At 66.4% G+C, this 11,233-nt stretch carries 13 protein-coding genes and 2 pseudogenes (1 of these 15 only partly in view); 9 read left to right on the forward strand and 6 right to left on the reverse strand.

The genetic code is table 11. The annotated features are described in order from the left end of the window. Positions 1-571: pseudogene (locus tag ACFE99_RS07880) on the forward strand (isochorismate synthase MenF); it begins 580 nt to the left of the window's first position. Continuing rightward, a pseudogene (locus tag ACFE99_RS07885) lies at positions 568-1,049 on the forward strand (GNAT family N-acetyltransferase). Before ACFE99_RS07880 ends, ACFE99_RS07885 begins: the two co-directional pseudogenes overlap by 4 nt. Here ACFE99_RS07885 and ACFE99_RS07890 read toward each other — a convergent pair. Then, complete coding sequence (locus ACFE99_RS07890; RefSeq protein WP_375484062.1) at positions 1,001-1,444, reverse strand: hypothetical protein; 444 nt, start codon at positions 1,442-1,444, stop codon at positions 1,001-1,003. The pseudogene ACFE99_RS07885 and the gene ACFE99_RS07890 overlap by 49 nt on opposite strands. Positions 1,445-1,514: 70 nt before the next feature. On the opposite strand from ACFE99_RS07890, the gene ACFE99_RS07895 reads away from it, so the two are divergent. Together ACFE99_RS07895 and whiB1 are read left to right on the forward strand one after the other, a co-directional pair. After that, entirely contained in the window at positions 1,515-2,492 is a 978-nt protein-coding gene (locus tag ACFE99_RS07895; protein WP_375484045.1) for a diacylglycerol/lipid kinase family protein, read from the forward strand. A gap of 241 nt (positions 2,493-2,733) precedes the next feature. Next, entirely contained in the window at positions 2,734-2,988 is a 255-nt protein-coding gene (whiB1, locus tag ACFE99_RS07900; RefSeq protein WP_375484047.1) for a transcriptional regulator WhiB1, read from the forward strand. A 59-nt stretch (positions 2,989-3,047) separates the two neighbouring features. On the opposite strand, the gene ACFE99_RS07905 is transcribed toward whiB1, so the two are convergent. After that, the gene (locus tag ACFE99_RS07905; protein WP_375484049.1) at positions 3,048-4,547 is read right to left on the reverse strand and encodes a sensor histidine kinase; all 1,500 of its coding nucleotides are present in this window, start codon (positions 4,545-4,547) and stop codon (positions 3,048-3,050) included. Positions 4,548-4,596: 49 nt separating this feature from the next. Then, positions 4,597-4,812 carry a biotin/lipoyl-binding carrier protein gene (locus tag ACFE99_RS07910; RefSeq protein WP_324967266.1) on the reverse strand — a complete coding sequence of 72 codons (216 nt, stop codon included), beginning with the start codon at positions 4,810-4,812 and terminating at the stop codon, positions 4,597-4,599. 262 nt (positions 4,813-5,074) lie between these two features. Between ACFE99_RS07910 and ACFE99_RS07915 the strand changes: the two genes are divergently transcribed. After that, positions 5,075-5,680 carry a hypothetical protein gene (locus tag ACFE99_RS07915; protein ID WP_375484051.1) on the forward strand — a complete coding sequence of 202 codons (606 nt, stop codon included), beginning with the start codon at positions 5,075-5,077 and terminating at the stop codon, positions 5,678-5,680. A gap of 70 nt (positions 5,681-5,750) precedes the next feature. Next, positions 5,751-5,831 (forward strand): 50S ribosomal protein bL37, encoded by an 81-nt coding sequence (locus tag ACFE99_RS07920; protein ID WP_375484065.1) that lies wholly within the window; start codon positions 5,751-5,753, stop codon positions 5,829-5,831. Here the strand turns inward: ACFE99_RS07920 and rsrA are convergent. Together rsrA and ACFE99_RS07930 are read right to left on the reverse strand one after the other, a co-directional pair. Next, positions 5,828-6,073 carry a mycothiol system anti-sigma-R factor gene (rsrA, locus tag ACFE99_RS07925; protein WP_375484067.1) on the reverse strand — a complete coding sequence of 82 codons (246 nt, stop codon included), beginning with the start codon at positions 6,071-6,073 and terminating at the stop codon, positions 5,828-5,830. The two genes, ACFE99_RS07920 and rsrA, sit on opposite strands and share 4 nt — an antisense overlap. A gap of 38 nt (positions 6,074-6,111) precedes the next feature. Further along, positions 6,112-6,747 carry a sigma-70 family RNA polymerase sigma factor gene (locus ACFE99_RS07930; protein WP_375484069.1) on the reverse strand — a complete coding sequence of 212 codons (636 nt, stop codon included), beginning with the start codon at positions 6,745-6,747 and terminating at the stop codon, positions 6,112-6,114. A gap of 352 nt (positions 6,748-7,099) precedes the next feature. Here ACFE99_RS07930 and ACFE99_RS07935 point away from each other — a divergent pair, with 352 nt between their 5' ends. After that, positions 7,100-7,948, forward strand: a complete 849-nt coding sequence (locus tag ACFE99_RS07935; protein WP_375484053.1) for an SDR family oxidoreductase — start codon at positions 7,100-7,102, stop codon at positions 7,946-7,948. 22 nt (positions 7,949-7,970) lie between these two features. On the opposite strand, the gene ACFE99_RS07940 is transcribed toward ACFE99_RS07935, so the two are convergent. Then, positions 7,971-8,729, reverse strand: a complete 759-nt coding sequence (locus tag ACFE99_RS07940) for an SOS response-associated peptidase (protein WP_375484055.1) — start codon at positions 8,727-8,729, stop codon at positions 7,971-7,973. Between the two features lie 70 nt (positions 8,730-8,799). On the opposite strand from ACFE99_RS07940, the gene aroA reads away from it, so the two are divergent. Together aroA and rsgA are read left to right on the forward strand one after the other, a co-directional pair. Beyond that, positions 8,800-10,086, forward strand: a complete 1,287-nt coding sequence (gene aroA / locus ACFE99_RS07945; protein WP_375484071.1) for a 3-phosphoshikimate 1-carboxyvinyltransferase — start codon at positions 8,800-8,802, stop codon at positions 10,084-10,086. After that, entirely contained in the window at positions 10,083-11,063 is a 981-nt protein-coding gene (rsgA, locus tag ACFE99_RS07950; RefSeq protein ID WP_375484058.1) for a ribosome small subunit-dependent GTPase A, read from the forward strand. Before aroA ends, rsgA begins: the two co-directional genes overlap by 4 nt. The last annotated feature ends 170 nt before the right edge of the window (positions 11,064-11,233 follow it).

The raw sequence follows: 11,233 nt of genomic DNA on the forward strand, positions 1-11,233 counted from the left end.
CCGGGTGACCTGTCGGCCACTCGCAGGCACGGCGCCACGCGCCGCCGATCCACTGCTCGACGAGGCAGCCGGCGCAGCGCTGGCCCGTTCGGCCAAAAACCGCCACGAACACCAACTGGTGGTCGAGACCATGCGTGCGGCGCTGCAGCCGTTGTGTCAGGAGCTGACAATCGCGCCGAGTCCCGAGCTGAGCCGTACCGCGACAGTGTGGCATCTGAGCACGCCGATCAGTGGCCGGCTCCGCGAAAGTTCAACGACCGCAATGGACTTAGCATTAGCGCTCCATCCCACCCCGGCGGTCGGCGGGGTGCCCACCAAACAAGCATGCGAGCTCATCGCCACGCTGGAAGGAGACCGTGGTTTCTACGCCGGCGCCGTCGGCTGGTGCGACGCACGGGGCGACGGGCGCTGGGCAGTGTCGATTCGCGGGGCGCAGCTGTCTGCTGACCGCCGCAGCGCACTCGCCCACGCCGGCGGCGGTATCGTCGCCGAATCCGATCCCGATGAGGAAGTCGACGAAACAACAACGAAATTCGCGACGATATTGAACGCGCTGGGAGTAGAGCAGTGACAGGGCGCATTCGTCGGGCCGCACCAGCAGACACCGCCGACATCACCGCTATGGTCCACGAGCTAGCCGACTTCGAGCACGCCGCCGATCTGTGTACCGTCACCGAAAGCCAAATGGCGGCAGCACTTTTCGGCGATCTTCCGACAGTGCACGGCCACGTCGCGGACGTTGACGGCGAGGTCGCCGCGATGGCGCTGTGGTTCACTATTTCTCAACATGGGACGGCGTGGCCGGCGTGTACCTGGAAGATCTGTACGTGCGGCCACAATTTCGGCGACGCGGCCTGGGCCGCGCGCTGCTGTCGGCGCTGGCGCGCGAATGCCTCGACAACGGCTACACCAGGCTGTCTTGGGCGGTGCTCGACTGGAATTCCGACGCGATCGCGTTGTACGGGGCGATCGGCGCTCGGGCCCAACCGGAGTTGATCAGCTACCGCGTCTCAGGGCCGGAGTTGGCGGCGCTGGCCGAACCGCGCTGACCACCAGCCGCCCACCGCAGCGCAGCAGGACTGAACAGCAACGCCAATGCCGTCACTGCCAATACCGCCGCCGGGACTCCGAACACCGGCCGGTGCGAGCCGACGACCAGATACCACGCAACGGGCAGCACCAACAGCTGAGTGAATACTGCGAAGCCGCGGCCCCCACGCTTGCCGCGCAACAGCCCCCATCCGGCGGCCAGCACAGCAGCACCGATCAGAAAAAACCACACCGCGGTGCCAAAACCGTTGACCACACGCTGGTCCGCCCCGGCGAGCGCCCGCACCACCAGAACAGCGGCCACAACCAGTCCGACCGCGCCTTGCACGGCGACGATCAATCCCGCCCCCCGCACACTGGCCGGGGCTGGCCGCGGCTCCCGGTCGCGGGGCACACTCACAGCGTCAGCGTAGCCACCCGTGGCTCCGGTGATTCCGACGAGCCGGCGGTTAAGCTCTTGCCACATGCGCGCTGTGCTGATCGTCAACCCCACCGCGACCTCGACGACCCCCGCCGGGCGAGATTTGTTGGCGCACGCGCTTCGAAGTCGTCTTCGACTGACTATCGAGCACACCACCCACCGCGGACATGGCGGTGAAATCGCGCAGGCGGCCGCTGAGGCCGGTGTGGACCTGATCGTGGTGCACGGCGGTGACGGCACGGTGAGCAATGTGGTCAACGGCCTACTCGGACCGCCCGGGCCATTGCCGACCGGCCACGTCCCGGCGGTGGCAGTCGTGCCGGGTGGCTCGGCTAACGTCCTGGCCCGTGCGTTGGGTATCTCATCCGACCCGATCGTCGCCACTAACCAGCTTCTCGGGCTGCTCGACAAGTACGGGCATCAGCAGAACTGGCGCCGCATCAGCCTGATCGACTGCGGTGAGCGGTGGGCCGTGCTCAACGCGGGAATGGGCGTCGACGCGGAGGTGGTGGCCGCGGTGGAAGCCCAACGCGCGAAAGGGACCAAGGTCACCGCGCTGCGGTATTGGCGGGTGGCGATACCCACGACGGTCGCCTACGCCCGCCGCGAGCCGACATTGACGCTGCAGCTACCCGACCGTGAACCCGTTTCGGGGGCGCATTTCGTCTGGGTGACCAATACCAATCCGTGGACATACAGCAACAACCGTCCGATGTGGACCAACCCGAGCTGCACCTTCGAGACGGGGTTGGGGGTGTTCGCCCTCACCGGGATGAAGGTGATTCCCACGCTGAGACTGCTGCGCCGGATGCTGTCGAAACGGCCGAAGCTGGAGGCCAAGCACCTCGTCCGCGACGACGACGCGGCTTGGCTGAAGGTCACCTGTAGCGGCCCGCCGATCGCGAGCCAGTTCGACGGCGACTACCTCGGCCTGCGCGAGCACATGACGTTCCGAGCGGTGCCCGACGCGCTGGCCGTGGTCGCCCCGCCCGCTAAAAACGATTCTGACCTGCAGCGATAAGACAGCGCCCGAGTCGGGGGCGCAAATTAGGGTTAAGCGTAGTACAAAGGTTCGTGGGTTTTCCCAGCAGATCGTCGAAGTGAGATTGCCCACGTGCTGACATGGGACTATTGACATCTGTTGTGCCTATGAAACGATCAAACGATCGCGTGCAACGGTACGGAAGCATTTGTTGTGCCCGCGTTAACAGCCGAAGAACACCTGTGCGCTGTGCTGCGCACATAGTGAGGAGTAACGACGTATGGATTGGCGCCACAAGGCGGTCTGTCGTGACGAGGATCCGGAGCTGTTCTTCCCGGTGGGGAACAGCGGGCCGGCGCTCGCGCAGATCGCTGACGCGAAACTGGTCTGTAACCGCTGCCCGGTGACCACGGAGTGTCTCGCCTGGGCTCTGGAAACGGGCCAGGACTCCGGCGTGTGGGGCGGAATGAGCGAAGACGAGCGGCGCGCGCTCAAGCGTCGCAACGCCCGGACGAAAGCACGAACCGGAGTCTGACCCAATTGCTCGGGATTGCGGCCTCGACAACTGTCGGGGCCGCAATATTGCGTGCCGACTTATTGGGCTAACCGCGCGCGCCGACCGATCGGGACCCGCAACACCACGTCGGTGCCGCCGGCTGTCGCGGCCTGCATATGCAGTGAGCCGTCCAGTTCAGCTGACACGAGTGTCCGCACGATCTGCAGGCCCAGCCGATCGGAGGTGTCCAGGCTGAACCCATCCGGCAGGCCACGGCCATTGTCGTGGACCACCACGTCAAGCCAGCGCGCCGACCGCTCGGCATGAATGGTCACGCTTCCCTGTGCGGCGTCTGGCTCGAAAGCGTGCTCGATCGCGTTTTGGACCAGTTCGGTGATGACCATGATCAGCGCGGTAGCGCGGTCGGAATCCAGCACTCCCAGCGCGCCAACCCGGTTGACCCGGATCGGGGTGTCCACGCTGGCCACGTCGTTCATGATGGGCAGGATCCGGTCGATCACCTCATCGAGGTTGACTTCCTCGTCCACCGACATCGACAGCGCGTCGTGCACCAACGCGATCGACGACACCCGGCGCACCGACTCCAGCAGAGCTTCACGTCCCTCCGGGTTGGTCGTCCGGCGTGCCTGCAGCCGTAGCAGCGCGGCCACGGTTTGCAGGTTGTTCTTGACCCGGTGGTGAATCTCGCGAATCGTGGCGTCCTTGGACATCAGTGCGCGGTCTCGGCGCTTGACCTCGGTCACGTCTCGGATCAGCACCGCGGCACCGGCGGCCGACCCATGCACCACCAGCGGCAGCGTCCGCAGCAGCACAGTGGCGCCGCCCGCGTCCACCTCAATGCGCATGCTGGCGCCGCCGGCCAGCGAGTCGCTCACATGGTCGGCCAGTTCCTGCGCCTCGAATGGATCGGAGATCAAGGGGCGGGTGATCTCAATGAGGTTGTGGCCCTTCAACTCTGACGTCAGCCCCATGCGGTGGTAGGCCGACAAAGCGTTGGGGCTGGCGTAGGAGACAACGCCATCGTTGTCCAGGCGGATAAAGCCGTCACCGGCTCGGGGACTGGAGCGCGCCATCGCCACGTCGCCGACGTTAGGAAACGTGCCCTCGGAGAGCATATGGACAAGATCAGCGGCGCAGTCTAAATACGCGGTCTCCAGGGGGCTGGACTTACGGTTGGCTGCCAGAGCTGTTTGGTGCGTGAGCACCGCCACGACTTGTTCGCCGTATCGCACCGGCACCGCTTCGACGTTCAGGCCGGTCTGCTGCCACGAAAAATGTTGTCCCGCAGCGTTTTCGCGTCCGATGGTTCCGGACGTGAATGCCGCGGCGACCAGCGGCAGCCGCTCGGCTGCGACCACCGTGCCGACTGCGTCGGACAGCAGCACGGTGGGAGCGGTGTTCGGCCGGCATTGCGCGACGCACACCAGCGCGCCGTCGTCACGGCGCACCCACATCAAATAATCCGCGAACGACAGGTCGGCCAGCAGCTGCCACTCCCCCACCACCGCGTGCAGGTGGTCGACGGCATTGCCCGGTAACACAGTGTGTTCGGCAAGCAGGTCACCGAGAGTCGACATCTCTTACTCGCGGACAAGTTCCGGATAGCAACGATGAATGCGTCGACGCCTAACTGATCACCGCAATGAGATCCCCGGCCTGGATGACATCGCCCACCGACACGCTGACTTTGCTGATGGTGCCGGCGACTTCGGCCAGGACCGGAATCTCCATCTTCATCGACTCGAGCAATACCAGGGTGTCCCCCTCGCCGATTTGATCGCCCTCGTTGACCATGACTTCCAGCACGCTGGCCACGATCTCCGCCCGGACGTCCTCGGCCATCATCACCCCGTTCATCGCCTAGCCGATGGTTGCGCAATCTCGCCGCTCCATCGAACCACAATCGCTCGCCGCCGGTGCGGTGGAGCAAGCCCCCCGCCGCAGGCGCGGCGAGAGTAAGCAAATCCGAAGGTTACTAAGCGAATCTATAGAGTTCGATCCGTGATCGTGTCGTGTTCCTCCTGTGACTATTGAGCTGAATCGTTACCAAAGTGAATTCTGTGTCGGAAGCACATTCCGCGGCTCACGAGTGAGGAGTATCCGGATGTCCCTGAACGCGCGTTTGCACCCGCGGCACCGCACCCCATTGACCCGAGTTACCGCCGGTGTAGGGCTCGCGCTGGCGACGGTCGGCGCGATCACGTTGGGCAACGGAGTCGCCGCCGCCGCCCCTGCGCCTGTGCTGGTCGACGATCCCGCTCCGGCTCCTGTCGCGGACCCGACTTCCGCTGTCAACGCCGCCAACACGATCTTTGGTGTCCTAAATTCGCTGCTGAATTCGGTGCTGCCCGGCAGCGGTTCGCTCATTCCCGAAACCACTCCTGGCAGCCAGCTGTCGCCAGCTGGCGGTTACCCGAGCTCCTTATCGCCCAGCGGCGGCTACCCCAGTTCGCTGCTGCCGGGCCAAACCCCTGCATTGCCCGGGCAGACCAGCCCGCTATTGCCGGGGCAGACGCCCGCCTTGCCCGGCCAAACCAGCCCGCTATCGCCGGCGCAGACGCCTGCCCTACCAGGGCAGACCAGCCCGCTGTCGCCAGCGCAAACGCCTGCTCTACCAGGGCAGACCAGCCCACTCTCGCCAGCGCAAACGCCCGCCGTGCCTGGCCAGAGCACCTCGCTCGCGCCGGTGCAGACCACCCCGGTGGTCTAGCCCGGTCGCAGCCGGCGTCGGCCGCAATGAAAGACTGGGCCGCACGTCACAGCTGCAAGGAGGTTCCGGCATGGCCAAGCGTGGCCGCAAAAAGCGCGACCGCAAGTACAACAAGGCCAACCACGGCAAGCGGCCCAACGCGGGCGGCTAGCCGCGGATGATGGTGGTCCGGCTGATCTCCAGCCGCAGCCGCTCCCGAAGGTGCTCCGGGGCCTTCTCGCCTTTGCACTTTGTGGCTATCAGCGCTTTGATGCGCTCCTCGAGCCCGTAATGCCGTAGGCATTCGGGGCACGCCTCGAGGTGTTCGCGCAGCTTCTCGCGAGCGTCTGGGGTGCATTCGCCGTCAAGTAGCGTCCAGATCTCGGCGATCACTTGCCTGCAGTCGGCGTACATGTCCCGATCGCTGCCGCCACCGGAGCAGGAGTAGCCGCTCACGACGACACCTCCTCGGCTGCTTGATCACCGCGTATGAAGCCCCGCTCCTTGGCCACATTGGCCAACAAACCCCGCAGCTGACGCCTGCCGCGGTGGAGCCGCGACATCACCGTCCCGATCGGCGTATCCATGATTTCGGCGATCTCCTTGTAGGGGAAACCTTCCACGTCGGCGTAGTACACCGCCATCCGGAACTCTTCAGGCAACGCCTGCAGTGCTTCCTTGATCTCGGTGTCGGGTAGCGCCTCAAGGGCTTCCACCTCGGCTGAGCGCAGGCCGATCGAGGAGTGCTCGGCGTTGGCGGCGAGCTGCCAGTCGGTGATTTCCTCAGTCGGATACTGCGCGGGCTGGCGCTGCTTCTTGCGGTAGTTGTTGATGTAGGTGTTGGTCAGGATGCGATACAGCCAGGCCTTGAGATTCGTGCCCTCGCGGAACGACCGGAACCCCGCGTACGCCTTAACCATCGTCTCTTGAAGCAGATCCTCGGCGTCGGGCGGATTGCGGGTCAGGCGTAACGCACCACCGTAGAGCTGGTCCAACAACGGAATCGCGTCGCTTTCGAAACGCGCCGTCAGCTCTTCGTCCGTCTCGTCGGATCGGACGGGACCCGACGGCTCTTCGATCTCCGCCATCTCCCGTTCGGTCGCGTCGTCGCTGTCGGCCATCTTGGTTAGCACAGTCCCTTCTGCCGGGGTGTCACCGAAAAGCCCCGACAGCGACACCTGACGCTCGGGGCAGCGAGCCAGCTGCTCTTCACCCAGCAGGCTCATCGCCGCTGACACCCGACGCCCCTCCTCCCAATCTAGAGGTTGTGACAGACAAACTGTTCTTCGGCGGCTCCGGCCCGGCCGCGAGCTGCGCCACAGATGAACCGCACCAATCAACAGCATTAAGCATTGCGCTATTTCCGGTGCCGTATTTGGCCTGAATGCCCAAATCCGGACCGCTGACCGCGGGCCGTCAAAGCGGCGTTAGTGTGACGCCATGTCTCTCTCCGTTAAGACCATGTTCATTTCGGGTGCCAGCCGCGGAATCGGCCTCGCGATCGCCAAGCGGGTCGCACGCGACGGCGCCAACATCGCGCTGATCGCCAAGACCGCCGAACCCCACCCGAAGCTGCCGGGCACCGTCTACACCGCCGCCAAGGAGATCGAGGAGGCCGGCGGCAAGGCGCTGCCGATCGTCGGCGACATCCGCGACGGTGACGCGGTGGCCGCAGCGGTAGCCCAGACCGTGGAGCAGTTCGGCGGCATCGACATCTGCGTCAACAACGCGTCGGCGATCAATCTCGGATCCATCAAAGAGGTGCCGCTGAAGCGCTTTGATTTGATGAACGGCATCCAGGTGCGCGGCACCTACGCGGTGTCGCAGGCCTGTATCCCGCATATGACGGGCCGCGAGAATCCGCACGTCCTGACTCTGTCGCCGCCGGTACTGCTCGATCCAAAGTGGCTCAAGCCGACGCCGTACATGATGGCCAAGTTCGGGATGACGCTGTGTGCGCTGGGCATGGCCGAGGAGCTACGCGACGACGGCATCGCGTCGAACACGCTGTGGCCACGCACGCTGGTGGCCACTGCCGCGGTGCAGAACCTATTCGGGGGCGAGGAGGCGATGGCTCGGTCACGCAAGCCCGACGTCTACGCCGACGCGGCCTACGTCATCCTCAACAAACCCGCCAAAGAATTCACCGGTAATACCCTGTTCTGCGAGGACGTCCTGGTCGACGCGGGGGTGACTGACCTGTCGGTCTACGACTGCACACCCGGCGGCAACCTCCAGGTGGACCTGTGGGTGGAAACCCCCGACCCGCCCGGCTACCGCGCGCCGTAGCGCGCCTCGGCGCTCGCCAGAGCTACAGCAGGGTCGGCTGCTCGGGTTGCGGCTCGGCCGGTTCGATCAACTCAGGTCCGTTGTTGCGCACGTTGTTGACTAGCGTCGATATCTCGCGCATCCGGATGCCGCGCACGTCGGGCGGGCCCTCCAGCAGCTTGCGATCCGGCGGGGCGTCGGGATCTAGCCACCGGTCCCAGTCGCTTTCGGCCACGACCAGCGGCATCCGATCATGGATCCGGGCCAGCTCGCCCACCGCGCCGGTGGTGATGATGGTGCAGGTCAGCAGCGGCGGTGCGTCCTCCGCGGGCTTCCACACCGACCACAGGCCCGCCATGAACAGCGGTTCGCCGTCTTCGCGGTAGATAAAGTACGGCGTTTTGCGGGCCTTCTTGCCCGGCTCGCGATTGGCGTGCCATTCGAAAAAGCCGTCCATGGGTACCAGGCACCGCTTGGATTTGGCGCTCGCGCGAAACGCCGGCGAAGTGGTGACCTTGTCGGCTCGGGCGTTGATCAGCTGCGGCCCTTTGGAGTCGGGTGCGCCGTCGGGCCCGGCCTTGACCCAGGGAGGAATCAGCCCCCACCGCATCAGCCGCACCCGCCGGCTCGGTTCGTCGTCGGGCTCGTCGTGGCGACGCACCACCGTCGCGATCGTCGTCGTCGGCGCCACGTTGTAGTTGGGCGCGGCCGAAGCGCCCTGAGATCCGGTGGCCTCGTCGATCGCCTTGATCTTCTCTGCCAGCTTCGCCGGATCGGTCGTCATCGCGAATCGTCCGCACATACCTTCCATAGTGCCGGGCCTATCCGCAGGACAGCCGCCGACAAGCCATGATGGACCCGTGACCAGCCAGCTGTGGACGGCGCCCTGCACACCGAGACCGGTGTCTGCGACCGTGACCGTGCCCGGCTCGAAGTCGCAGACCAACCGTGCCTTGGTGCTGTCCGCGGTGGCTGCGGCGAGCGGCCAGGGCGCCTCGACGATCCGCGGCGCGCTGCGCAGCCGCGACACCGATCTGATGATCGGAGCGCTCACCACACTGGGCCTGCGCGTCGATGGATCCGGCACCGGCCTGACCGTCAGCGGCGCGCTCTCCCCGGTGCCCGACGCCCGGGTAGATTGCGGCCTGGCCGGCACGGTGCTGCGGTTCGTGCCGCCACTGGCCGCGCTGACCGATGCGACAGTGGAGTTCGACGGCGACGAACAGGCCCGGGCACGGCCGATCGCGCCGCTGCTCGACGCGCTGCGCAGTCTGGGTGTCCACGTCGACGGCGATGCGCTGCCGTTCCGGGTGCGCGGCGCGGGCAGGGTCAGCGGCGGCACGGTGCGCATCGATGCATCCGCGTCGTCGCAGTTCGTGTCGGGCCTGCTGCTGTGCGCGGCCGCGTTCGCCGAAGGGCTCACCGTCGAGCACACCGGACCGACACTGCCGTCGGCGCCGCACATCGCCATGACGGTGGCGATGCTGCGCCAAGCCGGGGTGGATGTAGACCATTCGACGCCGAACCGTTGGCGGGTGCGCCCCGCCGCGGTGGCCGCGCGGCATTGGGACATCGAACCGGATCTGTCCAACGCCGTTCCGTTTCTGGCGGCGGCCGTGGTCAGCGGCGGCGTCGTGCGAATCACCGGCTGGCCATCTGTCAGCATCCAGCCGGCCGACATCATCCTGGATATCTTGAAGCGCCTGAACGCCGTTGTCACACAGGCGGATTCGTACCTCGAGGTGCGTGGGCCGCGGGAGTACGGCGGTTTCGACATCGACCTACGTGAGGTCGGGGAGGTGACGCCGGCGGTGGCGGTGCTCGCGGCGCTGGCTGCGCCAGGATCGGTGTCGAGGCTGACCGGCATCGCGCATCTGCGCGGCCACGAGACCGACCGGCTCGCGGCACTGAGCACGGAGATCAACGGGCTAGGCGGAAGCTGCGTGCAGACACCAGACGGTCTGGTGATCACCGCGACACCGCTGCGGCCAGGCATCTGGAATTCCTACGCCGACCACCGGATGGCCACTGCGGGCGCCATTGTCGGCTTGCGGGTAGCCGGCGTCGAGGTGGACGATATCGCCACCACCGCCAAGACACTGCCTGGCTTTCCGCAACTATGGGCCGACATGCTGGCCGATCAGGGGTCTTCGGGTTGAGGCCAGGAGACTTCGACGAGTCCGACGTCAAGGTCCGCCCGGGACGAGGCTCGCGGCCGCGCACCAAGATCCGTCCCGAGCACGCCGACGCCCAGCCGGCCATGGTGGTCAGCGTCGACCGCGGCCGTTGGCGATGTGCGCTCGACGGCGATCCGGACCGCCGCGTCACCACCATGCGGGCACGCGAACTGGGCCGCACCCCGATCGTCGTCGGCGACGACGTCGACATCGTCGGCGATCTGTCTGGGCGGCCGGACGCCTTGGCCCGTATCGTGCGGCGCGGACCGCGGCGAACAGTGTTGCGGCGCACCGCCGATGACACCGATCCCACCGAGCGGGTGGTCGTCGCCAACGCTGATCAGCTGCTGATCGTCGTGGCGCTGGCCGACCCGCCGCCGCGTACCGGGCTCGTCGACCGGGCGCTGATAGCTGCCTACGCCGGCGGGCTGGAACCGATCCTGTGCCTGACCAAGACGGATCTCGCGCCCGCCGGTCCGTTCGCCGAACAATTCGCCGACCTCGAGCTCACTGTCGTCGCCGCCGGCCGAGAAGATCCGTTGGATCCTGCGGCCGATCTCCTCTGCGGCAACGTGACGGTGCTGCTCGGTCACTCCGGAGTCGGCAAGTCGACTCTGGTCAATCGCCTTGTGCCAGAAGCGAACCGGGCTGTCGCGGAGGTGACCCATATCGGTAAGGGGCGGCACACTTCGACGCAGTCGGTGGCGTTGCCGCTTCCGGGCGGCGGCTGGGTGATCGACACGCCGGGTATTCGCACCTTCGGGTTGGCCCACATCGCACCCGACGACGTGCTGATGGCGTTTACCGATTTGGCGGAGGCGATTCAGGATTGTCCCCGCGGCTGTGGGCACATGGGGCCACCCGCTGATCCGGAATGCGCGCTAGACGCTCTGACCGGACCGGCTGCGCGGCGTGTCGCCGCGGCGCGGCGGCTGCTGGCGGCATTACGCGAGACATGACAAAGCTCAACTGTTCTCGGGCCGTCCCCTCGGCTGCGCCGTCAGCTGGTCAGTGTGGTCAGGTCCGGCCGCCCGCCGAGCCGCTGCACGGTAGAGCTGGCCGCGGCGACGGCCAGCTCGCCGGCCGCCGTTGGCGGCGCGCCTTTCCGTAGGGCGGCGATCAGGCCGGC

Source organism: uncultured Mycobacterium sp., assembly GCF_964249325.1.
GTDB lineage: Bacteria > Actinomycetota > Actinomycetes > Mycobacteriales > Mycobacteriaceae > Mycobacterium.

Coding starts and splice junctions, on each gene's coding strand:
- ACFE99_RS07920 (WP_375484065.1), top strand. CDS start 5,751: ATGGCCAAGCGTGGCCGCAAAAAGCGCGACCGCAAGTACAACAAGGCC.
- ACFE99_RS07940 (WP_375484055.1), bottom strand. CDS start 8,729: ATGTGCGGACGATTCGCGATGACGACCGATCCGGCGAAGCTGGCAGAG.
- ACFE99_RS07910 (WP_324967266.1), bottom strand. CDS start 4,812: ATGGCCGAGGACGTCCGGGCGGAGATCGTGGCCAGCGTGCTGGAAGTC.
- ACFE99_RS07930 (WP_375484069.1), bottom strand. CDS start 6,747: ATGGCGGAGATCGAAGAGCCGTCGGGTCCCGTCCGATCCGACGAGACG.
- ACFE99_RS07905 (WP_375484049.1), bottom strand. CDS start 4,547: ATGTCGACTCTCGGTGACCTGCTTGCCGAACACACTGTGTTACCGGGC.
- rsrA (WP_375484067.1), bottom strand. CDS start 6,073: ATGTACGCCGACTGCAGGCAAGTGATCGCCGAGATCTGGACGCTACTT.
- ACFE99_RS07935 (WP_375484053.1), top strand. CDS start 7,100: ATGTCTCTCTCCGTTAAGACCATGTTCATTTCGGGTGCCAGCCGCGGA.
- whiB1 (WP_375484047.1), top strand. CDS start 2,734: ATGGATTGGCGCCACAAGGCGGTCTGTCGTGACGAGGATCCGGAGCTG.
- ACFE99_RS07895 (WP_375484045.1), top strand. CDS start 1,515: ATGCGCGCTGTGCTGATCGTCAACCCCACCGCGACCTCGACGACCCCC.
- ACFE99_RS07915 (WP_375484051.1), top strand. CDS start 5,075: ATGTCCCTGAACGCGCGTTTGCACCCGCGGCACCGCACCCCATTGACC.